The 25,578-nt window shown below is 57.0% G+C and carries 12 protein-coding genes and 2 tRNA genes; 6 read left to right on the top strand and 8 right to left on the bottom strand.

Features of this window, described 5'->3' with window-relative positions; all coding sequences use genetic code 11:
• Positions 1-63 precede the first annotated feature (63 nt).
• Entirely contained in the window at positions 64-12,744 is a 12,681-nt protein-coding gene (locus FHX76_RS10555) for an Ig-like domain-containing protein (RefSeq protein ID WP_167150657.1), read from the top strand.
• Positions 12,745-12,855: 111 nt separating this feature from the next.
• A complete protein-coding gene (locus tag FHX76_RS10550) occupies positions 12,856-13,266 on the top strand; it encodes a hypothetical protein (protein WP_167150656.1) in 411 nt (136 codons plus the stop codon).
• Here the strand turns inward: FHX76_RS10550 and FHX76_RS10545 are convergent.
• From FHX76_RS10545 to FHX76_RS10525, 5 genes are all read right to left on the bottom strand, one after another.
• Positions 13,263-13,859, bottom strand: a complete 597-nt coding sequence (locus FHX76_RS10545; RefSeq protein ID WP_167150655.1) for a metallophosphoesterase — start codon at positions 13,857-13,859, stop codon at positions 13,263-13,265. The two genes, FHX76_RS10550 and FHX76_RS10545, sit on opposite strands and share 4 nt — an antisense overlap.
• Before the next feature lie 105 nt (positions 13,860-13,964).
• On the bottom strand, positions 13,965-14,747 hold the full coding sequence (locus FHX76_RS10540; RefSeq protein WP_167150654.1) for a DUF4190 domain-containing protein: 783 nt from the start codon (positions 14,745-14,747) through the stop codon (positions 13,965-13,967).
• Positions 14,748-14,936: 189 nt separating this feature from the next.
• Positions 14,937-16,382, bottom strand: a complete 1,446-nt coding sequence (locus FHX76_RS10535) for an RNA polymerase sigma factor (RefSeq protein WP_167150653.1) — start codon at positions 16,380-16,382, stop codon at positions 14,937-14,939.
• Positions 16,383-16,856: 474 nt separating this feature from the next.
• On the bottom strand, positions 16,857-18,764 hold the full coding sequence (locus tag FHX76_RS10530) for a hypothetical protein (protein WP_208402649.1): 1,908 nt from the start codon (positions 18,762-18,764) through the stop codon (positions 16,857-16,859).
• A 974-nt stretch (positions 18,765-19,738) separates the two neighbouring features.
• A tRNA-Ser gene (locus FHX76_RS10525) sits at positions 19,739-19,829 on the bottom strand.
• A 150-nt stretch (positions 19,830-19,979) separates the two neighbouring features.
• Here FHX76_RS10525 and radA point away from each other — a divergent pair.
• The 3 genes from radA (at position 19,980) to FHX76_RS10510 (ending at position 23,485) form a co-directional block, all read left to right on the top strand.
• Positions 19,980-21,317: a DNA repair protein RadA gene (radA, locus tag FHX76_RS10520; RefSeq protein ID WP_167150651.1), complete on the top strand. Its 1,338-nt coding sequence runs from the start codon at positions 19,980-19,982 to the stop codon at positions 21,315-21,317.
• 114 nt (positions 21,318-21,431) lie between these two features.
• On the top strand, positions 21,432-22,862 hold the full coding sequence (locus tag FHX76_RS10515; protein ID WP_243848823.1) for a malate:quinone oxidoreductase: 1,431 nt from the start codon (positions 21,432-21,434) through the stop codon (positions 22,860-22,862).
• 11 nt (positions 22,863-22,873) lie between these two features.
• Positions 22,874-23,485 carry a thymidine kinase gene (locus FHX76_RS10510; RefSeq protein ID WP_167150649.1) on the top strand — a complete coding sequence of 204 codons (612 nt, stop codon included), beginning with the start codon at positions 22,874-22,876 and terminating at the stop codon, positions 23,483-23,485.
• Between the two features lie 32 nt (positions 23,486-23,517).
• Here the strand turns inward: FHX76_RS10510 and FHX76_RS10505 are convergent, their stop codons facing one another.
• A complete protein-coding gene (locus tag FHX76_RS10505; protein WP_167150648.1) occupies positions 23,518-24,285 on the bottom strand; it encodes an HAD-IIB family hydrolase in 768 nt (255 codons plus the stop codon).
• A gap of 119 nt (positions 24,286-24,404) precedes the next feature.
• Between FHX76_RS10505 and FHX76_RS10500 the strand changes: the two genes are divergently transcribed.
• Positions 24,405-24,478 (top strand) — tRNA-Pro (locus tag FHX76_RS10500).
• 46 nt (positions 24,479-24,524) lie between these two features.
• On the opposite strand, the gene FHX76_RS10495 is transcribed toward FHX76_RS10500, so the two are convergent.
• Both FHX76_RS10495 and FHX76_RS10490 read right to left on the bottom strand, forming a co-directional pair.
• A complete protein-coding gene (locus tag FHX76_RS10495; RefSeq protein ID WP_167150647.1) occupies positions 24,525-24,926 on the bottom strand; it encodes an ImmA/IrrE family metallo-endopeptidase in 402 nt (133 codons plus the stop codon).
• Positions 24,927-24,934: 8 nt separating this feature from the next.
• Positions 24,935-25,462 (bottom strand): helix-turn-helix domain-containing protein, encoded by a 528-nt coding sequence (locus FHX76_RS10490; protein WP_167150646.1) that lies wholly within the window; start codon positions 25,460-25,462, stop codon positions 24,935-24,937.
• Positions 25,463-25,578: the final 116 nt, after the last annotated feature.

The raw sequence follows: 25,578 nt of genomic DNA, 5'->3' as shown, positions 1-25,578 counted from the left end.
ACTCACCTGTGCACGGTTTCCACAGTTAGGAATGACATGCAGAGAGATAGAGGGGAAGCTTCATTGCACGATAAGCTCATATCCCCGACGATCAGGGAACGGCGCCCGAGGCGCTTCGCCCCCTCAAGCGACGAATCACCGTCGTCAAACGTACTTAAAAAGGTTGTTGCCACGGCAGTAGCCACGCTGTTGCTCACGAGCTCATTTGTTGGGAACGCAACCTCGGCACAGGCCGCTGATGAGCCATATACCTCTACCTGGGCTGGAATGATTCGGGTCAACAATCCCGACACGGTGCAGGAGGTTGCGCTCAACCGTAATGGTAAGAAGCAGCTGATGGCGGTTGGCCTTGGCCGCGCTTTCTACAACCCCAACTACACGGAGGAATGGAGCGGCGCGAAGAACACGCTGGATTTTGTTGTTCCTCAAACCGGTGGTCCGTTCTCACCTAGTGAGCAAAACGAATCAGCGATGAGTAGCGGTGGTAGGGGTACCCCCGCGAACCCCGCCTGGCTGACCACGACCTCGGCAAAGACTATTCGTAATGCCGGTCAGTTGGGTAACGGCAACACTGCAGCTACTGCGGGTGACATTAAAATCACCCAGAAGGTCTCCTACGTTGCCGGTGCGGCCTACGTGCGCAACGACATTACCGCCACAAACACCACCAATGCGCCTATCCCCGCCTATATCGGGTCGTTCCTTGACTGCTACTTGGGCGGCTCTGACTCGGGAGCCTCAAAGGTTGGGGCAGGCCAAGGTCACTGCCTCGTAACGGAAGGCGCAAACGCAGGAGCCACGATCAGCATGATCGCGCTGACTCCTGGCTCTACGGTTGCGGCCGGTAGGACCAACGACGTGTTTAGCGCCGCGAAAAACTACGGAGCGCTGACGAACTCGTGCCTTGGTGGGGCCTGTTCAACCGACCAGGACAACTCGCTTGCGATGAAATGGCAGAGGACGATCCCCGCCAACGGCTCCGAAACGGTCACGTACTTCACCTCGTACCGTTCTGACCTGAAATTTACTGACCTCACCTCCGAGGTCACCGTTGATAAGACGGAAGTAAATGTCGGCGACACACTCACCTATGAGTTGAGTCTCTCCAACAGCGGCCCAGCGGCTGCACCAAGTAGCCAAGCAGGATTCCTGCTGCCGGAGGGCCTGACCTACGTTGAGGACTCCGCATCCGGCGCCTATGACCCAGCCACGGGAACGTGGCGGGCGGGGGCACTTGCCGTTGGCGACACCGCAACGATTACGGTCACCGCGAAAGCGACCGCGAAGGGGACCTACAACAACGCCATTACGGGTACGTCTTCGCCGAACATCGACCTGACGCCGTGTGACGTGGACTCGCCAGATCTCTGTGGACCAGGCGTGACGGTTAAGGTGAGCCCGGTTATCGATCTCACCAAGTCTCTGGTGACGGCTACGCCAACCGAGCTTGTGGCAGACGGCGCAGAAGCTTCGAACATCCTGGTGACGGTTAACGACACCGTGGGTGGGCCAATTGCCGAATACAGCCATAACGTTGGGATTACGTCCAGCCTTGGAGATGTCGGTCCGATTGTGGATAACAATGACGGCACCTTCTCCACAACGTTGAAGTCTTTTGCTTCCGGAAACGCCACGGTAAAGGCAACGGTGAACGGGGATGAAATTCCTACGACCGCATCGGTCAAGTTCAACCCAGCGCCAGTTGATGCGGCACAGTCCAGCATGTCTCTTTCGACGGGGTCACGCCTCGCAGATGGGGATGACAACCACGACATTACTGTCACGTTGAAAGACCCGAACGGTAACGCAGTTTCTGGTCAGGGCCTGGCAATTGCCGCTTCTGCCGACCCAGACGAGGGTACCGACATCGGCACGTTCGTCGAGACGACGACGGCCGGTACCTACACGGCAAAGTTCACGTCAACGAAGGCCGGAACAAAGACGGTCCACGTAGCGCTCGGTGGAGACGCCGTTACCGGTTCGCCGCAGTCCGCAACGTTCATTGCCGGACCAGTTGAAAAGGACACTTCCAGCCTGGTCGTGCCAACGGACGCAAAAATTGCGGGCGTAGGCAGCCACGAGGTTGTCGCGACGGTTAAGGATGCCAAGGGTAACCCTAAGGCTGACGTGCCCGTTGTATTCACCTCTGAGGCAACAGTTGCCAACGAAGACCCAGTGTTGACGGATGAAGACGGCATCGCAAAGATGACGATCTCGTCCGAAGACATTGGTGACTTTAAGGTCGCCGCAACCGTGAACAGCATGACGCTGCCAGGGTCGGACGCCACGGTGAAGTTCATCGCTGGACCGCCGTCAGTCACCAAAGACGGCAAGTCCGAGTTTGAAGTAACTTCGGGCCCCGTTGAGGCAGATGGAGAAAAGAAGCACAGCGCAACGGCCACGATCAAGGATGCCTTCGGCAACCCGGTCAAGGACGTTACGGTGAGCTTTGCGGCTGCTGACGGGGCAACCCTTTCGGCACCAACCGCTGTTACCAACAAGGACGGTATCGCGAAGGTCGACATCACGTCGACTGTTGCTGACACCTACTCGATCTCGGCAACCGTCGGTTCGGACGCTGTGAAGAATAGCCCGCTCGACGTCACCTTTGTGACCGGTGCGCCGGCTGCTGCAAAGTCGTCGTGGAAGATTACTCCCGACACCGAGCTGACAGCTGACGGTTCAGCGGCCTTCATCGCTGAGATCACGCTTCGCGACAAGAACAACAACGTTGTGAAGGACACCGAAATCGGTCTCACGTCACACGACAATGTTGACCTTTCTGCTGGTCCGTATGTAACCAACAGCAAGGGAATCGCGACGGTTAAGCTGACCTCGACACAGGCCGGTACCTATGACGTGCGCGCTGCACTTGGAGCAGAGCAGATTGGTGAGGTTCTCTCGATCACGTTTGTTGCTGGCGAGCCTACGACCGGTAAGGACGGAAAGTCGTCGCTGACGGTCACGAGTGACACGCGTGTCGCAGATGGGTCAGACAAGCACGTCGCAACGGCCACGATCCTGGATGCCAACGGCAACCCGGTCAAGGACGTTACGGTTGCGTTTGCTGCTCCTTCTGACGCAAAGCTCTCGGCCGCAACAGCCAAAACCAATACGGACGGAATCGCATCGGTTGACGTAACCTCAAAGGTTGCCAACACCTACGCGATCGCGGCCACGATTGACGGCAAGGATGTTAAGAACTCACCGGCAAACGTGACGTTCGTATCAGACGAGCCGGAGCTTGGCGACACCGGAAAGTCTGAGTTCAGCGTTTCCGGCGGAACCAAGAAGGCCGACGGCGTTGAGACGCACAAGGCAGAGGCTGTTATCAGCGATAAGAACGGCAACCCAGTTTCTGGTGTGCTCGTTGACTTCGCTGTAGACACAGACGCAACGCTGAGTAGCGCGCAGGCAGAGACGAACAAGGACGGAATCGCTTCCGTTACGGTCAAGTCTCTCAAATCGGGCGAGTACTCGGTATCGGCTCAGGTTGGTGGCAAGACCGTAAAGAACAGCCCACAAACGGTGAAGTTCGTTGCGGGTGACGTATCTGTTGGTGACAGCGGAACGTCCGACTTCGAGGTAACTACCGATGCGAAGCTTGCCGACGGTGAGGACGCTCACACGGCAACGGCGACCATTCGGGATGCCAACGGAAACCTTGTTGAGGGCGTAACGGTAACGTTCGCGACCGAAGCTGGTTCTTCGATCTCGAGTACGACCGCCGTCACAACTGCGGGTGGTACTGCTTCTGTACTCGTTACGAGTGAAAAAGCTGGCTCATACGCCGTTTCTGCTGAGGTTGCAGGAACGAAGGTAAAGAACAGCCCGGCAAGCGTTACCTTCATCGCTGGTCAACCATCGGTTGATGAAAACGGTAAGTCAACCTTCTCTGTCACTGACGGGAACAAGACTGCTGATGGCAGCGACTTCCACACCGCAACTGCAATCGTTCGGGACAAAAAGGGTAACCCAGTCCCCGATGTTGTTGTTGAGTTCGGCGCCGGAAATGCTGAACTAGACGCTACCGCGGTCACCACCGATAAAGATGGAGTCGCAGAGGCAAAGGTAACCACAACGGTTGCCGGAACCTACGCGGTGAGCGCCAAGTTTGGCGCAACTGCTCTCAAGGGCTCGCCCGCAAGCGTCAAGTTTGTAGCCGATGTGCCTTCTATTGAAGAAGACGGAACGTCAACGTTTGAGGTCACCCAGGGTGGCAAGACGGCCGACGGAATTGATAAGCACACCGCAACGGCCATCATCCGCGATGCAAACGACAACCCCGTCATCAACGCAACTGTTGATTTCGAGGTTGAGGCAGGGGCAACCCTGTCGGCGACCTCCGGCGCGACTGACAAGGACGGAAAGGTTACGGTAAACATCGTTTCCCAGACGGCCAAGTCGTACCTGGTTTCTGGTTCCATTTCGGGTACCGCGATTAAGGGAAGCCCCGCGAGTGTACTGTTCATCGCTGGTCTGCCAGATCTCGGCAAGGACGGAAAGTCATCCTTCGGCGTAACCGATGGAACGCGAACAGCCAACGGTGCTGATTTCCACGAGGCAACCACGACTGTTCGTGACGCCAAGGGAAACCCCATCGAAGGTATTTCGGTTAACTTTGCGGTCGAGGCCGGAGCGACGGCAACACCAGCTGCAGCTCTGACCGATGTCAACGGTATCGCAACGAGTCGAATCACCTCTGCCACGGCGAGAGACTACTCTGTTTCTGCAGCGGTTGGTGGCGTTTCGCCTCAGGGATCACCTGCTTCGGTGAAGTTCGTAGCGGGATTGCCCGATATTGACAACACCGGAAAGTCCAGCTTTGCTGTGACCTCTGGTGCCGTCGAAGCGAACGGAACTGCAAAGCACACGGCTACGGCGACCCTGGTTGACGCTAACGGAAACCCAGTTGAGGGTGTAACCGTCAACTTCGGTGCCGATTCCGGCGCATCGCTGGGCGCAGCATCTGCTGTGACCAACAGCAAGGGAATCGCGACGTCAGACATCACATCAACGAAGGCTGGCTTCTATGCCATCTCCGCTGATGTCGCTGGAGTCACGGTACGCAACAGCCCGCTTGAGGTTGAGTTCAAGTCAGGTGCCCCCACCGCGGTGGAGTCATCTTGGACCGTTACCCCAGAGGGCCCCGTAACCGCTGATGGCGAGCAGGCATACACCGCAACCGTTACGGTACGCGACTCGAACAAGAACCCGGTAGCCGAACAGGCTGTTGGCTTTGACGTTCCTGCCGCAGTTTCTATTTCGGCTGGACCGTATGTTTCAGATGCCAAGGGTGTCATTACGGCAACGTTCACCTCGACTGAAGCCGGCACCTATGCCGTTTCAGCCAAGATGGGCGCCGAAACGATTGGCAAGGCAAAGGACATCGTCTTTACCGCCGGAGAGTCAAACGTTGGCGAAACCGGAACCTCTACGTTTGCTGTTTCTCCTGGAACACGAATCGCAGATGGTGCTGACAAGCACACCGCAACCGCGATCGTCACCGACAAGTTCAATAACCCCGTCAAGGGCGTTAAGGTAACGTTCGGTGCTGAAAACGGTGCGACGCTCTCCAAGACCGAGGCAACGACTGACGAAAACGGCCGTGCAGCTGTCGACGTTACGAGTGAAAAGGTAGGCAACTACGCGATTACTGCCCTGGTTGACGGCATCGTGGTGAAGGGCTCGCCGGCAACGGCTGCGTTCATCGCCGATGTGCCGTCAGTTGAAAAGGATGGCACGTCAGAGTTCTCGGTAACCACAGAGGACAAGACCGCTGACGGCGCCGACACCCACACTGCAACAGCAACTATTCGCGACGCGAAGGGCAACCCTGTCCCGAACGCCGTGGTCGTCTTTGCTGCAGCGGCCGGAGCCGACATTGCCGAGGCAACAGTGCAGACCGGAGAAAACGGTATCGCCACTGCTTCGATCACCTCGACCGAAGCAGGAACGTACGCCGTATCTGCAACGCTCTCGGGCAAAACCATCAAGGGAAGCCCAGCAAACGTGACGTTTGTTGCCGGCGCTCCCTCAGTGAGTGACCTTGGTCTCTCCACGTTTGAGGTAACGGATGGCGAGCGCACCGCAAACGGAACGGATGCCCACGTGGCAACCGCAACCGTTCAGGATGCGTTCGGCAACCCTGTCGAGGGCGTTGAGGTGAGCTTTGGAACCGATGCAGATGCAAAGGTATCCGCTGCAAAGGTCTCGACCGACGAAGACGGAATCGCTGAAATCACCGTTACCAGCAAGAAGGCGGGAACCTACGCGGTAACCGCAGACGCTGCAGGGTCTAACCTCAAGGGAAGCCCCGCATCCGTCACCTTTGCCGCAGGTACGCCTGATCTTGGTAAGGAAGGCGAATCCGCTCTCTCCATCACCACCGGTGACCGTGTCGCAAACGGAACCGACCCCCACACCGCCACGGCAACCGTCCGTGACGAAAACGGAAACCCAGTTTCCGGTGTGGTTGTCGACTTCGCAGCTGCCACGGGCGCAACGGCAACCCCCGCAAGGGGGACGACCGGAGCCAACGGAACCGTAACAGCAGACATTACGTCGGCTGTGGCGGACACCTACAACGTGACCGCAACTGTTGCGGGTACGCCGTTGAAGAACTCGCCGGTAACGGCAACGTTCATCGCGGGTGATCCTTCCGTAGGTACTGCTGGAACGTCTGTCTTCTCGGTCACGAGCGGACAGGTTGAGGCCGACGGTGTTGCACAGCACACGGCGACAGCCACCATCCTTGATGCAGACAAAAACCCTGTAGAGGGTGTAACGGTTGCGTTCGAGTCGGAAGACGGATCGAACGTATCCGCAGCGACGGGTACGACCAACGCGCAAGGTATCGCTTCTGTAAGCGTTACTTCGGCAACGGCTGGTTTCTACCTGGTGTCCGCTCAGGTGGATGGAATCGAGCTGAAGAACAGCCCACAGGCTGTTGAATTCATCTCGGGAGCTCCATTCGCTCCAGAATCAACGTGGGAGATCACGCCATCCGGCACGGTCACCGCTGATGGTTCTGACCAGTTTGTGGCTACCGTAACCGTACGGGACAAGAACGAGAACGCAGTGCCTAACACTGCGATCGGATTCACCGTTCCAAGCGACGTCATCATCTCGGAAGGGCCGTATGTCACGGATAAGGACGGCGTTGTAACCGCAACGTTCCGTTCGAAGAAGGCAGGCACCTACCAGGTGAGCAGCCAAATTGGTGCAGCGACGATCGGCGACGCAAAGTCGATCACGTTTGTTGCTGGAACTGCGAACAGCAGTTCCGCAGCGATCACGGCTACACCGGATTTTGCTGAGGCAAACGGAACGCACAAGGCGACCGTGACGGTAACGCTCTTTGACGAGTTCGGTAACCCCGTTCTTGATGGAGGCGACGCTGTCACGATCAACAGCACCCGTGGCACTGTTTCGAAGGTTGATGACAACGGAGATGGTACCTACACGGCTACCGTCACCTCTGTCACCGCCGGCGACGCTGTGTTTACCTTTGCGGTTGCAGGCAAGGAATCGAAGAACACGGCCACGGTCGAGTTCATCAAGACGCCTACTGCCCCAGTGGTGAAGCCCACCAACGGCACGACCGTAACCGGTCAGGCCGAAGCCAACACCAGCATTACCGTCACCAACGCAAAGGGTGAAACGGTTGGTACTGGCACGTCAGGTGCGACTGGTGAGTTCACGATCACGATCACCGCTCCCACCAAGGATGGGGATGACCTGTTCGTAGTTGCTACGGATACCCACGGCTTCAGGTCGGCAGTTGTCTCGGTAAAGGTTGATCAGGTAAACCCTGAATCGCCTGACGTTGATGACTCCAACGGCTCCGTTGTGAAGGGGCGCCCGATTGCGCCTCTCGACAGCGTGACCGTTGTGGACTCAATTGGTAACCCGATCCCTGGAAACACGACGATTACGGACAAGGGAGAATTCACGTTCGTCCCTGACGTCGCGTTCACGGAAACGGACAACGTATTTGTTGTTGTTACCGATCCTGCAGGAAACAAGTCGAAGCCGGTCAAGATCGTTGTTGACACGACGAACCCTGGTCAGCCTGTTATCAAGGACTCCAACGGTGAGACAATCACCGGTGGTCCGATTGATGCGGGTGACAAGGTTACGGTCATCAATGAGAAGGACAAGTCAGAGGTGCCGGGAACGGTAACTGTTGATCCTGAGGGTAACTTCGTCTTTGTTCCTACGACTCCTCTGACTGAGGATGACAAGGTTCAGGTTGTTGTTACTGATCCTGCTGGTAACACGTCGGAGCCGGTTGACGTCACGATTGACACGACTCCGCCTGCTCAGCCTCATGTTGAGGAATCCAACGGTGAGACAATCACCGGTGGTCCGATTGATGCGGGTGACAAGGTTACTGTGATCAATGAGAAGGACAAGTCAGAGGTGCCGGGAACGGTAACTGTTGATCCTGAGGGTAACTTCACCTTCGTTCCTGAGACCCCTCTGACTGAGGGTGACAAGGTTCAGGTTGTTGTTACTGATCCTGCTGGTAACACGTCGGAGCCGGTTGATGTTGAAATTGACACCATCGCTCCGGTTGCCCCTGTGGTGAACCCGTCGAACGGAACGCTTGTGTACGGAACTGCTGAGCCTGGCTCAACGGTGAAGGTATACAACAAGACCGGAGACGTTATCGCTGAGGTAAAGGCTGACTCTGTTGACGGTTCGTTCAGTATTTCGTTTGATCCGCAGCTTGCGGGTGGAACGGAGCTGACGGTAACGGCTACGGATGCTGTTGGCAACGAGTCGCCTGCGACTCCTGTCAAGGTTGATGGTTCAGTAGTGATGGCTCCGTATGTGGCGCCGTCGAAGGGTGATGTGATTACTGGAACGGGAACCCCTGGGTTCACGATTACGGTTTCGCTGCCTGGTGTTCCTGACGCGAAGGTCACAGTTGAGCTGGACGGTTCGTGGAGTGTTACTCCTGCTGCTGATTCGTTGAAGCACGGTGACAAGGTCAGTGTGGTTCAGACGAACCCTGCTGGTACGAACTCGCCTGCAACGGTGATCTACATTGATCAGGTTCCGCCTGTTGTTCCGGACATCAAGGACTCCAACGGTAAGGAAATTATCGGTGGTCCTATTGATACGGATGACAAGGTTACGGTTATCGATGAGAAGGGTGAAGAGGTGCCGGGAACGGTAGTTGTTGATCCTGACGGTAACTTCACCTTTGTTCCTGAGACTCCTCTGACTGAGGAGGACAAGGTTCAGGTTATTATCACTGATCCTTCGGGTAACGGGACGGATCCGATCGACGTAATCGTTGACACCACGCCACCGGTTGACCCTGTGGTCCATGATTCCAACGGAAAGGTCGTTACTGGCTCGAACGTTGAGAAGGATGGCAAGGTGACGATGGTTGACGGCAAGGGTGACCCTGTCGAAGGAACTGTTGTGGTTGATGCAGACGGTAACTTCACGTTTACCCCGAAGACTCCTCTCACCGAGGATGACGAGGTATACATCGTTGTGACTGATGAAGCCGGTAACTCGAGCCAACAGGTACTGGTACCTGTTGACACGACGGACCCTGGTCAGCCTGTTATCAAGGACTCCAACGGTGAGACAATCACCGGTGGTCCGATTGATGCGGGTGACAAGGTTACGGTCATCAATGAGAAGGACAAGTCAGAGGTGCCGGGAACGGTAACTGTTGATCCTGAGGGTAACTTCGTCTTTGTTCCTACGACTCCTCTGACTGAGGATGACAAGGTTCAGGTTGTTGTTACTGATCCTGCTGGTAACACGTCGGAGCCGGTTGACGTCACGATTGACACGACTCCGCCTGCTCAGCCTCATGTTGAGGAATCCAACGGTGAGACAATCACCGGTGGTCCGATTGATGCGGGTGACAAGGTTACTGTGATCAATGAGAAGGACAAGTCAGAGGTACCGGGAACGGTAACTGTTGATCCTGAGGGTAACTTCACCTTCGTTCCTGAGACCCCTCTGGCTGAGGGTGACAAGGTTCAGGTTGTTGTTACTGATCCTGCTGGTAACACGTCGGAGCCGGTTGACGTCACGATTGACACCACCGATCCTGCTGATCCTGTCGTCAACGATTCCAACGGAAAGGTCGTTACTGGCTCGAACGTTGAGAAGGATGGCAAGGTCACGATGGTTGACGGCAAGGGTGACCCTGTCGAAGGAACTGTTGTGGTTGATGCAGACGGTAACTTCACGTTTACCCCGAAGACTCCTCTCACCGAGGATGACGAGGTATACATCGTTGTGACTGATAAGGCCGGTAACTCGAGCCAACAGGTACTGGTACCTGTTGACACGACGAACCCTGGTCAGCCTGTTATCAAGGACTCCAACGGTGAGACAATCACCGGTGGTCCGATTGATGCGGGTGACAAGGTTACGGTCATCAATGAGAAGGACAAGTCAGAGGTGCCGGGAACGGTAACTGTTGATCCTGAGGGTAACTTCGTCTTTGTTCCTACGACTCCTCTGACTGAGGATGACAAGGTTCAGGTTGTTGTTACTGATCCTGCTGGTAACACGTCGGAGCCGGTTGACGTCACGATTGACACGACTCCGCCTGCTCAGCCTCATGTTGAGGAATCCAACGGTGAGACAATCACCGGTGGTCCGATTGATGCGGGTGACAAGGTTACTGTGATCAATGAGAAGGACAAGTCAGAGGTGCCGGGAACGGTAACTGTTGATCCTGAGGGTAACTTCACCTTCGTTCCTGAGACCCCTCTGACTGAGGGTGACAAGGTTCAGGTTGTTGTTACTGATCCTGCTGGTAACACGTCGGAGCCGGTTGATGTTGAAATTGACACCATCGCTCCGGTTGCCCCTGTGGTGAACCCGTCGAACGGAACGCTTGTGTACGGAACTGCTGAGCCTGGCTCAACGGTGAAGGTATACAACAAGACCGGAGACGTTATCGCTGAGGTAAAGGCTGACTCTGTTGACGGTTCGTTCAGTATTTCGTTTGATCCGCAGCTTGCGGGTGGAACGGAGCTGACGGTAACGGCTACGGATGCTGTTGGCAACGAGTCGCCTGCGACTCCTGTCAAGGTTGATGGTTCAGTAGTGATGGCTCCGTATGTGGCGCCGTCGAAGGGTGATGTGATTACTGGAACGGGAACCCCTGGGTTCACGATTACGGTTTCGCTGCCTGGTGTTCCTGACGCGAAGGTCACAGTTGAGCTGGACGGTTCGTGGAGTGTTACTCCTGCTGCTGATTCGTTGAAGCACGGTGACAAGGTCAGTGTGGTTCAGACGAACCCTGCTGGTACGAACTCGCCTGCAACGGTGATCTACATTGATCAGGTTCCGCCTGTTGTTCCGGACATCAAGGACTCCAACGGTAAGGAAATTATCGGTGGTCCTATTGATACGGATGACAAGGTTACGGTTATCGATGAGAAGGGTGAAGAGGTGCCGGGAACGGTAGTTGTTGATCCTGACGGTAACTTCACCTTTGTTCCTGAGACTCCTCTGACTGAGGAGGACAAGGTTCAGGTTATTATCACTGATCCTTCGGGTAACGGGACGGATCCGATCGACGTAATCGTTGACACCACGCCACCGGTTGACCCTGTGGTCCATGATTCCAACGGAAAGGTCGTTACTGGCTCGAACGTTGAGAAGGATGGCAAGGTGACGATGGTTGACGGCAAGGGTGACCCTGTCGAAGGAACTGTTGTGGTTGATGCAGACGGTAACTTCACGTTTACGCCAAAGACACCACTGACGGAAGACGTCAAGGTGTATGTGGTTGTATCTGATGAGGCTGGCAACACGAGTGAACCGGTACTGGTACCTGTTGACACGACTGCCCCAACTGCGCCGATCGTTGATCCCTCAAACGGGCTCAAGGTCACGGGCGGAACGATCGCTTCTGAAGACTTCCTAACGGTTGTTGATGGAGCGGGAGCCGAAGTTCCTGGAACGATTACCATCGACGAGAACGGCCGCTTCACCTTTACCCCGAAGACTCCACTTAAGGAGACTGACAAGGTATTTGTTGTTGTGACCGACTCCGTTGGTAACTCCGTACAGGTAGCCGTGAAGGTCGACACCAGTAAGCCGAAGCCGCCAGTGGTTGACCCCACCGACGGAAACGAGATTACTGGTTGTGCAGAGGCCGGAACCACCATCACGATTCGTGATCAGGATGGAAACGTTATTGGAACTGGAACGACGGACGATGACTGCCGTTTCACGATCTCCCTTGACACTCCGCAGAAGCCGGGTGACAAGATCACTGTTGACGTGACGGACCCCTCGGGGAACATCTCTGATCAGTTGGTCATCCGTGTTGGCCTGACCAGGGTTGTGCTGAAGGAAGCCGAGCTTGCTCCTGGTAGCGACCAGGTAGCGTACGGCTACGGATTCCAGCCTGGCGAAATGGTTACCGCAACCCTGCACTCCGAACCGATCGCTCTTGGCGGTCAGGTCGCGGATGCAAACGGTGAGGTTACCTTTAGCTTCACCCTGCCGAAGCCGTTCGAGAGCGGAGTTCACACTGTGACTCTGACCTCTGACTTCAGCGGAGACACATCAGCAACGTTTGAGGTTCTTGCACCTGCAGAAGTTCAGCCACCGCTGGTTGTTACGGGTGGGGACATGTTGTTCCCAGCCGCTGGTGGAATGCTCCTGCTGCTTGCAGGCGCTTGGTTCATCGTGATGGCGACTCGTCGTCGTAACGAGAAGGCCGAGGGCGAGCTCACGAGCTAACCCAACGCATCACACATCCTGAAGGGGGTGGGTCCCCGCTTTCGAGCGGTGGGCCCATCCCCTGAGGGGGTGAAAGCACCTTTTCACGCATTCTCAACAAAGAAGGACCACATGAAGTCACGCCAGATCGCCGCCTCTCTTGCTCTCATCGGGGCGCTCATTTCTGCGCCGCTTCTGGCCGGTTGTACGGATGGTGGTGGGGCACAGGAATCGAGGCCCGCCGTATCACTTCCCGCTGAGTTCCCCTCAGACTTCACCGTGACCGACGGCAAAATCATCGAAGCGGACACGATGGGTGACGACGGCTGGGCTGTCACCGTTGTGGTGAACGACGAGGCCGCCCAAAAGCGGGCCGTGAGCGACCTCGAACAAGAGGGCTACGTCATCCACGGCAGCAACACTGACGATAAGAAGATTCAGTCGTTTTCGCTGAACAACGGTGAGCGTACGGTTACCGTGGTGCTCACGCAAGCAGACGGCGAGTTCCTCGTCGACTACTCGTTTGCCTCAATGACTCGCTAAAAGGCCTCGCGGGTTGCCCTGCGCGCGGCGACCCACTCGTTCGCCTCGGCTTCGTGAGCGATGCCGCGGCGGACTTCCCACGAGACGCAGAGCTCGCGAGGATTATCCGCGTGTGGCGTTGACTGGTGGGTATGGCCGTGGATGAGCAGCTCGCCAACATCCGGAAGTCGAAACTCGGTGTAGCGCGCCGGTCCGCGACCTGGCCCATCGCCCGTGGCCGCATAGGGGTAGTGCGAAAGAAGCACCTGCTGGCCGTTGACGCGGATGACCGCGAAGTCTCGCACGCTTGCAAACACAGCGTCAAAGGCGGCCCTCCGCTTCCACCCATTGCGGTTGATGCTCGCGATGCTGTCGTGGTTGCCGGCGATGAAGTGCGTGAGCGGTTGGATGCCGCTCAGAAGCTCAAGGGCTCTGTCTTCCTCGTGTGGTCGACCGCTCGAGAGGTCTCCAAGAATGTAGAGCTCGTCGGACGCGGTGAGGGCTTGCAACTGCCCAAGCACGGTCTCGTCGTGCTGCTCAACCGTCGAAAAACCTCGTCGAGTAGCAACCGAGGCGTGCCCGAGATGCACGTCGGCAATAAAGTATCTCGCCATCAACTTCTCCTTTCCGGCATCCTACGGGGTGGATACGACATGCAGATACAACGATGCCCTCCCGGTTCTTCTGCCGGGAGGGCATCGTTCGCTCAAATAGCGTTGTTACTTGGTCGCAACAAAGATTTCTTTTGCGAGCAGTCCGGGGGTGACGCGAAGCACTCCGTCGGCTGCTTCTGGAATCAGGAGCACGGTGTTGCCCGTGACCGAGCCGCCGTTGTAGAGCTCATCCAGGCCAAGCGTTGGCTCTGGAGCAACAGCGAACCCATCCGCTGATGTGATGACCGTGCCGTCGGAGGTCACATAGGCAATGGTTACGAGGGCGGGGATGCTGGAATCTTCGCCGGTGTAGGTGTACGTAGCGTTCACGACGGCGTACACCATGCCCTCTGCTGGGGCCTCGTTGAGCGGGTTGGCGTCAAGCACAGCCTGGGTGCTCGCCGCGTCAAAGCTGTTGATCGTCACGGTCCAGTCTTTACCGTTGATCGCGGTTCCGAGTGCAACGGGGTTGTCGCGCGTTCCTGCGTCGGCGTCGCCCTCAACTGTTACCTGCGACTGCTTGTCGATTTCATCAACGATCGCACCAGTGACGGCACCGGCGATAATCGTGACAACAATCGATGAGATAAGTCCGATGGTGCCAAGGACAAGACCGGTGACTCCCATGGCCTTTGACTGCTTCTTGACGAGGGCGATAATGCCAAGCACGACGGCAACGATACCGACGATGATGCCGCCGACGGGAAGCAATCCCATGAGGAAGGCAACGATGCCGACAACGAGTGCGGCAATTGCGAGGCCGCTGCTGGCCTTGGCCATCGGCTGCTGGTAGGAAGGTGCTGGCTGCTGGTAGGCAGGGGGATTCTGCTGATCTTGGGGGGTAGTCATGCCCCAATTCTGGCAGGTTGGCCAAGAGGGATGAGCCATTTTGATTATTTTATGTATCTTTGTTATCAAACGGTGACGGGTATCCGCCCATAACTCACAAAACCGGCACGACGGCCTCTGCTTAGAGAGGTTGATTTCGTCTCGGTTATCAGGATGAGGTAACTATGCGCTGTGTTTGGCGCAGCTCGGTCACCACTGCCCGGAGGCTTTCCCCCGGATCGAGTCTTCGCCAGCTCTAGCGTCGATCTTCAGATCGAATGAGCCTCCGGGGTCCGGATTATTGACCTCGAATACGATTGATTGCTCTGCGTAGTGGTCCCCAACCGGATCACAGGTGGTGAGTTTATTTGCCGTCTCGCATTGCAACCCGTTCGGTGTTGAGCGTAGCTCCGTGCCGGGTGAGAGCTGCAGCGTCATCTGGTGGACGGTGAGGTTCACTTGATCCTGTGCAGCAAAATTAGCTCTGATACTGAGTAGTGCGCCGTTGTCTGCTGTTTCCAGCGCGACGTCGAAGCTAACCTCGTATGGATTCTTTCCGTCGATAACGCTTGACGTCGTTATAGCCTGGTGCGGCTTGCTGCCAAGAAAAGTATGCGCGCCGAGTGCTAGCGCAAAGACGGAGAGACTGACAACGCCTATTACAAGCACAGCTTGAGATGAGAGCACACTCAAAAGCCGACCAGTTGTTCGCGCTGTTGACGTCACCGAAATCTTGTTTTCTGCTGCAGCGGCTGTTTCTGCTTGACCAGGATCGGACGGTAGCCTGTTTCCACTACTGTCGGGCGAGATGTATATTGCGTGCGAAGGGTCCAACGGAGCCTGGCCTGACGTGGATTCCCCGGCCGCTGCTGCGGGGGTACTGCCATTGGCGAGTTGCGTGACCGTCAACAGAGGCAGCAGCCCGAATGCGCTCATGATCGTGGCGAAGCGTCGCCAGTTCCGTTGGCAATCTTCGCACTTATGCACATGGTCCACTCCTGGCTCAGCGGAACCATGAGAGCCATGGTCATCGGACACACGAGCGGGAAGCTTTTCCGCGTTCTCCTTGCACGTGGTGCCGCCCTCGCGAAGGTGCTCAATGAGCACCTGACGGAACAGCGCTTTCTTCGCTCGGGCGAGCAAATTCGAGACTGCGGGAGCTGGTCGGTCAAGCAGTACTGTCAGGTCGCCCGGTTTCATCCCCTCGATTGTGACGGATTGTAGAACCGTTTGATGGTCCGGCGCCAAGCTCGTCAGCGCTCTACGCATCAATGCAGTTTCGCGAGAGGTATCGATTGGCTCAAAATCATCGACGATGAGGGTTTCTTCAAAAGCGAATTCATCAATTGAACGCTCACGTGAGCGCGGTGAACGAAATTTGTTTGCGTAATTGTTTCGCATGGTCGCGGTCACGTAAGATCGCGGATTGGACGCGGCACCTTGCTTCTTCTTCCACTGATCCAGCAGGTTCAACACAGCTTCTTGAACCAGGTCAGTGGGTTCCACTCTTGGCCCACCCGTGCTGTATGTGCGGACGTCTGTCGCGATGATCTGCCGGGCCGCGCTCATCCAGTAGGGCAGGTATGACGAAATAATGGCAGCCGCAGCAGCATCGTCCCCCTGTTGCGCCAACTTGATCTGGTCAGCGTCGTTCATAAGAACCCCAATAACAGCTGCTTTCGTGTTCCTACTATTATTCCGCATAATCCTCAGGTGGGGCGATCATCTGGCAATAGGGGGGTATTGCTGGGTGATCGCCCCATACTCAAACATTGTCTGGCAATGCGAGTTGGCGGGTCGCGCCATTGGGACGGCGCTTGGGGGAGGAATGTTGAATGACCCGCCACTAGAACAAGACACACGTCTGCCAAAAATATGTCGCTCGTTCTGAGCCGCAGGAACAATACTCGATTTTGTGTGACCCCGAGCGTTATCCTGGTGCCCCTGTCTGGATTCCGTCCCCGCGGTCAGCCACTGTCCGGAGTTCGGTCGCGTTGAGATGTGCAGCCAAGTCGTTTACGATGATGCCCTCCGCTTCCCAGGTTGCTACGGACGACAGGTTTGCGAATCTGTTTGGGTATCGTTCGTGTTTCCTCGGTGATTGTGCCGCGGAAACACGAACGGGTTTGTTTAGCGGGTGATGCGTTGCCTCGCGGCGAGGTTCGCGGTGACGAGTCCGGCACCGAGCAGTAGCGTGACAAGAGCGGTTACAAGAAATCCTAGATCGGGGTCGCTGCCCGTAATCTCAAGCGCCGTGTCAACGTTCTTATCGGTGCTGCCTGCGTTGTCGCCCGGGTTAGTCGTACCTGGCCCATCGACTGGGTCCGTCACGACCGGTTGTTGGGTAACGGTCAGCCGTGCAGACTGGCTAGTCGCGCTCCCAACGTTGTTTGTCGCAGTGGCACGATAGTGGAAACCACCATTTGTTTTGCTTCCCCGGATTGAGAGTGTGAGTCCGTCTGGTGACGGTGTGGCTCCTTGGTCGGCGGTGATCGCTTCCCACGTAGATCCACTATCGCGCGAAACCTCCCAGGTGACGGTAGCGGTGGGAGTACCTGTGATCTCGACTGAGAAGGCTGTGGTCTTGCCGTTAGCTACGGTCTGATCTCCGGGGTTCGTGATAGTGGGCGCAACCGGAGTCGGACTGTATGTGAACCCGCTAGAGTACGTGATCGGTGCCTGAGGCACACCACCCAACGTCCAGAACACCACAACATCGACCTGACCAGCGGCATGCGCAGGAGTATCAACAGACCAAGTTTCGTCACCGTTATCGGCCAGATTCGTACCATCAAGCCCACCAAAGGTAATACCTGTCACGACTACCTCAGGTACAGGCGCCAGCACCAGAACTGGGGCTGGGGCGTTACGGTTCACGTTTGTTCCGTCCCCGAGTTGCCCCTCCAGGTTATTCCCCCAGGAGTAGGTCTTGCCGTCAGACCCAAAGGTTAACGCAAAATCCCCTCCGGTCGTAATGTTGGTGAAGGTGACTCCGGCGGGCGTCTGCACCAACAGTGGAAGGTTGCTGTTCGTGTTTGTCCCGTCTCCGAGCTGTCCAGACGAGTTGTTCCCCCAGGAGTAGGTGTTGCCGTCAGACCCAATGGCCAACGAAAAGTCACCTCCGGCCGAGATGCTGGCGAAGGTGACATCTGCAGGTGTCTGCACCAACACTGGAGTATTACTGTCCGTGTTTGTCCCATCCCCGAGGTTGCCAAACAGGTTGTCTCCCCAGGAGTAGGTGTTGCCGTCAGACCCAATGGCCAACGAAAAATAAATCCCGGCGGTGATGTTGGTGAATGTGACTCCGGCAGGGGCCTGCACCAACAGCGGCACGTTACTGTCCGTGTTCGTCCCATCACCGAGCTGACCAGACACGTTGTCTCCCCAGGCGTAGGTGTTGCCGTCAGACCCAATTGCCAACGAGTGAATAGTCCCAGCAGCGATGTCGGTGAATGTGACCCCGGCAGGTGGTAACACCATTACCGGAACGTTACTGTTCGTCGACGACCCATCCCCAAGTTGACCGTATGCGTTGTGTCCCCAGGCGTAGGTGTTGCCGTCAGATCCAATCGCTAGCGAATAGTACCCGCCGGCATCAACGGTGGTGAAGGTAACCCCGGCTGGGGCCTGCACCAAGATGGGCACATTACTGTCTGTGTTGGTCCCGTTGCCGAGCTGACCGTACGCGTTGTGTCCCCAGGCGTAGGTGTTGCCATCAGACCCTACGGCCAACGAATGACTTCCCTCGGTAGAGACATGTGTGAATGTAACCCCAGAGGGGGTCTGCACCAATACTGGAACGTTGGTGTCAGTGTTGGTCCCGTTGCCGAGCTGACCATTCGAATTCCATCCCCATGCGTATGCCTTATTATCAGGCAAAATTGCCACCGATTGGAGGAAACCTGCGGAGATAGTGGCGAATGTTGGGCCCTGGGGCTCTGGCACGGTCACTGTCGTACCACCGGCTTCGGGTCCGTTATCAGGCAACGGGATGGCTTGGGCCGCTGTTGCGCTCCCCCATACGAGCGCGGCAGACATAGCGGCGGCGGAGACTATTTTCCCCATTTGAAGTCTCACTTCAATACTCCTCAAAGATTACTAAATGCGCACGAACTATGCGCACATCATAATCAAGACACCTGAGTGGTTGGAATCTATCGCACGCGCAGTATTTCATCAAAGGCGTAGTTTGGCTGCCTACTTTCGGAAGCGTTCGACTGATCGAGTTTCTGTGACCATGAGTGATGGTTTGGTGAAGGAACGTTCCGTCAGGGCTTATGGTATGAACTCGACTACGATCGATTGTTTTGGATATTGGCTCCCGGTCAGATTGTGGATCATGAGCCGGTCTGAGGTTTCAAGCCGCAAACCGTCGGTGTGAATAGTTGCTCCGTGCGGGGTGAGCTTCGTATAGGTCTTGGTTGGCGCCGCTCAAAGTAATCTCAATCGCCTTTGTGTCCCTTACTCTTAGGCCTCATAGTTCTGAAATGGGGCGACCAGCCGGAAAGAGGGGGGTACTGCGGGATGGTCGCCCCGTCCTCAAACATTGCCGTGCAATGCGAGTTGGCGGGTCGCGCCGTAGGGACGGCGCATGGGGGAGGGGGATGAATGACCCGCCATCAGAACAAGACACCCACCTACCAAAAATATGTCGCGCACATGAAATCTCTTTGATAGTGAAGGTGTCATGATGGTTGTCAACGAAGGGGAACATGCTCACGAATGGTTGTTCCCTTCTAAAGGATTATTTCGTCCAATGAAGAACATCTCGCCCGGTTTCAAACCGCTAGCTACTTGACGCAGGGTGTTGGGTATTTGTTGCCTGTTCGAGAAGTCGTTATCTCGCTTCATCGATACCCAGCTGGGGCTTAAACTCGAGGAAATATCGAGGAATGCCGGCGTGCGCTTGATAGCGGAAAATGGTCTCGAACTACGTCGTGTGATCGTGACACAAATGGAATGACAAAGGCCCCAGCTCCCTTGATTTCTCAGGGAACTCGGGGCCTTCGTGGTGGCGGTGACGGTGGGATTTGAACCCACGGTAGGCTTTGAACCTACACAACATTTCGAGTGTTGCACCTTCGGCCGCTCGGACACGTCACCGCGAATGAGTTTATGCGAAAGCGCCCCTGAGCGCCAATCGAGACGAAAGTTTTTTGGCCGAGGCCCGATGTTCGGCTCCGGATGCTCCAAAATCGTTCGGCTTCGGCCCGCCCATCCGCCCGTGTCGGTGGTGCCGGTTAGGCTCGCAGCATGGCAAAAGTTACCACTCAATTCCGATGCACCGAATGCGGCTGGCAGGCCGCCAAATGGGTCGGACGCTGCGGCGAGTGCCAGCAGTGGGGCACGGTTGTGGATGCCGCCGAACGCACGGGCCTCCGCCGCACGGTCGCTCCCATCGCACCTACCGACCGCACGCGGGCTCAACCCATTACGCAGGTGTCAACTGTTGCCGCCGTGCGCTCGACCAGCGGTGTCGCCGAATTCGACCGTGTGCTCGGTGGCGGCATCGTTCCCGGTGCCGCCATGCTGCTCTCCGGCGAACCAGGCGTTGGCAAGTCAACCCTGCTGCTTGAGGTAGCGGCGCGCATCGCCAAGTCAGGCAAGCGAGTGCTCTACGTCAGCGCAGAGGAGTCTGTCGCCCAGGTGCGCATCCGAGCGGAGCGCACCGGCGCCATGAGCGACAACCTTTTTCTTGCCGCTGAGACCGACCTCGCGAGCATCCTCGGCCAGTGTGACGCTATTGAGCCATCCTTACTTATTGCTGACTCCGTGCAGACCATCGCGAGCGAGGCCGTAGAAGGCATTGCTGGCGGGCCAAGCCAAGTGCGTGAAGTCGCGAGCACGCTGATCCGCCTCGCCAAACAGCGAGACCTTCCCGTCATCCTTGTAGGCCACGTCACTAAAGACGGCTCTATCGCTGGCCCGCGAGTGCTTGAGCACCTTGTCGACGTGGTGTGCCACTTCGAGGGTGACCGTCGCTCCGCACTGAGGTTCATCCGTGCCCTCAAAAACCGGTTTGGCCCAACCGACGAGGTCGGATGCTTCGAGATGACCGGCGACGGCATCGCCGAGGTCGCTGACCCAAGCGGTCTCTTCCTCAGTCGCTCCGAAGTCCCCGTGAGCGGCACCTGCATCACGGTGGCAATGGAAGGGCGACGTGCGCTTCCTGTTGAGGTCCAGGCGCTCATCGTAGAATCCTCGACACCCAATCCGCGTCGCGTCACGAGTGGCGTTGACTCAGCGCGAGTCGCCATGATCCTTGCGGTCCTCGAACGCCGCGCAAACGTGGCGCTTGGCAGCAAAGACGTATATGTCTCCACCGTTGGCGGGGTGCGGCTCATCGAACCGGCCGCAGACCTCGCGATCGCGCTCGCCCTTGCCTCGGCGGCCAACGATAAAGCGTACGACCACGGTCTCGTCGCCTACGGCGAAATTAGCCTCGCTGGCGAGATTCGTGCCGTCCCCGCTGATAAGCAGCGGGCAAACGAGGCAAAGCGTCTCGGGTTTGGGACGCTCATCGACGCATCCTCCGGCACCCTCGCAGACGCCAAAATAGCCGCAATGCGGACAACAATCACACGCAAATAATCCCAAACGCAAGCAACCGGTGCTCGGGCGGTCAGGAGCGCTCAACTTCAGGGCTAAACTGGTTGGGTGAGCACAGCAAAGACGGTTGATGTAGTCCTCATCGGTGGCGGCATCATGAGCGCTACCCTCGGGACCCTTATCCAACAGCTACAGCCAGACTGGACCATTCGCGTCTACGAAAAACTTGGCGAAGTCGCGCAAGAAAGCACCAACGCCTGGAACAACGCAGGCACCGGACACGCTGCCCTGTGCGAGCTCAACTACATGCCACAGGCAGCTGACGGAAGTGTTGACCCTGCCAAAGCCGTCAGCATCAACGAACAGTTCCAAATCAGCCGCCAGCTCTGGGCGCACCTCGTTGAGAAGGGTGTGCTCGACGAGCCAAACACCTTCATCAACGCGGCACCACATATGACCTTTGTTCAGGGTCAGAGCAACGTTGACTACCTCAAGCTGCGCTACGAAGCCCTCAAAGACCTCCCGCTCTTCGCCGGCATGGAATACACCGAAGACCCATGGAAGATCGCTGAATGGACACCGCTCCTCATCGATCGACGAGAAAAAGGCACGCCCATTGCTGCCACACGCATCCCGGCGGGAACCGACGTTGATTTTGGGGCGCTCACCCACCAAATGTTCGACGCGCTCACGGCATCAGGAGCATCGCTTCGCACCGAGCACACCGTGAAGAAAATCACTCGCGCAGCCGATAAGACCTGGAACCTTCGCATCCGCAACGACGTCGGACGCACGGTTGAGACCGTGAATGCACGTTTTGTGTTTGTTGGTGCTGGTGGAGGCGCGCTTTCGCTTCTGCAGTCGTCCAAGATCCGCGAGATCAAGGGCTTTGGCGGCTTCCCAATCAGCGGGCAGTTCCTCCGCTGCGACAACCCAGAGATCGTCTCGCAGCACCAAGCCAAGGTGTACGGCAAGGCCGCTGTTGGTGCCCCGCCGATGTCCGTTCCGCACCTCGATACTCGCATCGTTGACGGTCAGGCAAGCCTCCTGTTCGGGCCGTATGCCGGATTCACCCCCAAGTTCCTCAAAAAGGGTTCCTGGTGGGATCTTCCCGGTTCGATTCGCACCCACAACCTTGGACCGATGCTTGCCGTCGCCCGCGACAACTTTGACCTCGTCAAGTACCTCATTAGCGAGGTGCTGGCTGGGCGCAACAAGAAGATGCGCGCGCTCCGCGAATTTATGCCAACGGCAAAGAACGATGACTGGCGCATTATTACTGCGGGACAGCGTGTGCAGGTCATGAAGAAGGACGCCAAGCGCGGCGGAGTCTTGCAGTTTGGTACCGAGGTTGTGACGGCCGCCGATGGAAGCATCGCTGGACTGCTTGGTGCCTCACCTGGAGCCTCAACGGCTGCTCCCATCATGTTTGAGGTGCTGGAGCGATGCTTCCCAGAACACTTCGAACAGTGGCGCAAACCCATCGCAGAGATGGTTCCAAGTTTCGGGACCGAACTTTCCGCTTCCCCAGCCGCCGCCGCTGAGTCGCTGAAGGCAACTGCCGAGGCGCTGCACGTTAACGTATAGGCACCAGAGCTGTGGCTAAGCTCTACTTTCGCTACGGAGCGATGAACTCGGGCAAAAGCACCGCCCTGTTGCAAGCCGCCCATAACTACGAAGAGCGTGGACACCGCGTCCTTTTAGCGAAGCCGGCCGTTGACGTGAAGGCTGCGGCGAGCATTCAGTCTCGGCTTGGAGTGGCCCGCCCTGTTGACTTTCTGGTTGGAGAATCCACGGATGTCCGCGCTGAGGTCGACCGACACCGGGAGGCCGTCCGATCCCTCGGCGAGCGAGACATCCGATGCCTCCTTGTTGACGAGGCCCAGTTTCTGACTCCGCGTCAGGTTGATGACCTACTGCGGATCACGGTGCTTGATGACGTGCCGGTTATTGCCTACGGCATCCGAACCGATTTTCAGACGAAGGCCTTCCCCGGCAGCCAACGGCTGCTTGAGATCGCTCATTCGCTTGAAGAAATGAAGACGATTTGCCGTTGCGGGCGTAACGCGGTGTTTAACGGACGCCGAGTTGGTGATCGTTTTGTCTTTGACGGAGACCAGGTAGCAATCGACGGAGTCCACGTTGGATACGAGTCGCTGTGTGGGCAGTGCTACCTGCAGGAGAGCGGCGGCCAGCTATCCGCTGAGTAGGCCCAGGTTATGCAACCTGCACCACGGGTTGGCTAAGCGCTCGTCTTCTGGCCGAGATACTCGGTGAGAAATGCTGCGGTGTCCTGCCAGCCATCAACTTTGTGGCAGGCGACGCCCATGGCGAGCACAGGGTAGTCGTTGCCGCCCTCATCGAGGCGGTCACCTACAAAGAACATGTCGGCGAGCTGGATGCCGCTGTGTTCAACGAGCTTGCGCATCCCGTAGGCCTTGTCGATGCCTTTGCGGGTGATGTCGATTGAGGTGGAACCGCCCGAACGAACCTCAAGGTTTGGGAGCTGCACAGCGATGTGATCGCGGAGGCGCGCCTTTTTGGCGCCATCGGCATCCCATGCATGCTTTTCGTCGACCGGGGCTTGCTGTCCGAGAGCGGAGAAGGTGACCTGTGAGCCGCGGTCTTCAATGACCGGGCCCCAGGTTTGCTCTTCCCACAGTCCGAGCTCGCGGGCGCTTGCCTCGATTGCCGCAACGGCCGCTGCGGTTTCGTTTTGGTCAAGCTTTTCTTCGTAGATCTGGGTCCAAGCGCCATTGACGCGGCGGTAGTACTGGGTGCCACAGGTTGGCATGAGGTGGAGCTTAGCGAGTCGGTCGTCACCAATGTCGGAGAGGCTGTTGACGAGTTGCTTTTCAAACTGGGGGTAGTTGCCGCCCGAGATAACGCAGACTTCGTGGTCGTCAAGCAGTCGCTTGAGTAACTCGAGGATGCTGGGATCAACGGCCGATTTCGACGGGGCGAGGGTATCGTCGAGGTCGAAGGCGACGAGGAGGGGATTGGCAATCATTTAACCGATTATCCCATGTTGGCCTCAGATATCCTGTGGATTCTGTGTGGACGCGGTTCGTGCCGGGTTTTTTGCCACGATGAATGTGGTCTAGAATAGTAGAGGCCTAACCGGCCAATCGGGGTGTGGCGCAGCTTGGTAGCGCGCTTCGTTCGGGACGAAGAGGTCGTGGGTTCAAATCCCGCTACCCCGACAGACAACCGCCAGGTTCGTGCATTGCACGGCCTGGCGGTTTTTGTTTAGGCAACGTCTTCGAATTCCCGTCGTTTGGCGGCAAGTTGTGGCAGCCAGTGTTCCTGCCAGACCTGCACGATGTGGCTCGTGACTCCCAGTTCAATGGCGACAAAATTTGGATGCGGATTGAGAAGCGCCGCTTGGCGGTAGAGGTCGGGGTCGATGAGGAGCAGCGCAGCTCGATGATCGGCCTGTCTCTCGTTGAACTCGCTCGTGCAGTCGTGCCCGTAAAAGCAGTGCGCGAGTTCGTGGGCAAGCGCCTCACGTCGTTGGTCTTGGGTGAGCGAGCGGTTGACGTAAATGGTGTTTTTGGCCGGGCTATAGAATCCCCGCAAGGATATGGCCAGTTTGGCTACCTTCACGTGAACGCGTAATCGTTTTGCCTCCTCTTTGAGGTACTGCACCATGTGGCCTCCTAAGCGTCGGGGGATGCTTCCTGTTCGTTGATTATTCCGTCTCGGTTGAGCGCGGCAAACGGCAGGCTGAGCGCCTCTGCCACTTCGTCGTCGCTCGCTTCTTCGAAGTCGTCAACTCGGCTGTGGAGGGGCGTTACAACAGCATCTTGGCCTACGGGTGTGACATTCACAGATGCGTTCTTGATGTCGTGCGCGAGCGAGCGGACAACGCGATCAATTGACTGAGCGCGGACTTCGGTGGGGAGCTGCTCGATGAGTGTGCCAATCATGGTGAGCCAGAGGTCCGTTTCGCTGTCAAAGCCGATGGTCTCCGTGCTGACACCCAACGTGTTGAGGATGCGCTCAAGGACACCGGCCTGCGGTGAGGTGACGCCGTTTTCGATGTTGTCGAGAGTTTGCCGAGAAATCTGCGCTTCGTGCGCCAGCAGCTTCTTTGACATCCCCGCGGACTGCCGAAGTGCTTTGATCTGTTTGGCCAGCTCGGCGCGTTCGGTGGGGGTAGTTGCCGACATCTTTGTTGTTGTCATGAGAGTTCCTGTAGATGGTGGACTTTATGCCTAAAACCTTACGGCTAATTTGACATTAAATCAATAAAAAATGCTGGTATTGGACTTCTCGCTGGTTATCGTGTCCAATTTATGTC

The sequence above is a fragment of the Lysinibacter cavernae genome, assembly GCF_011758565.1.
GTDB lineage: Bacteria > Actinomycetota > Actinomycetes > Actinomycetales > Microbacteriaceae > Lysinibacter > Lysinibacter cavernae.
This window is presented reverse-complemented; position numbering and strand designations above follow the sequence as displayed.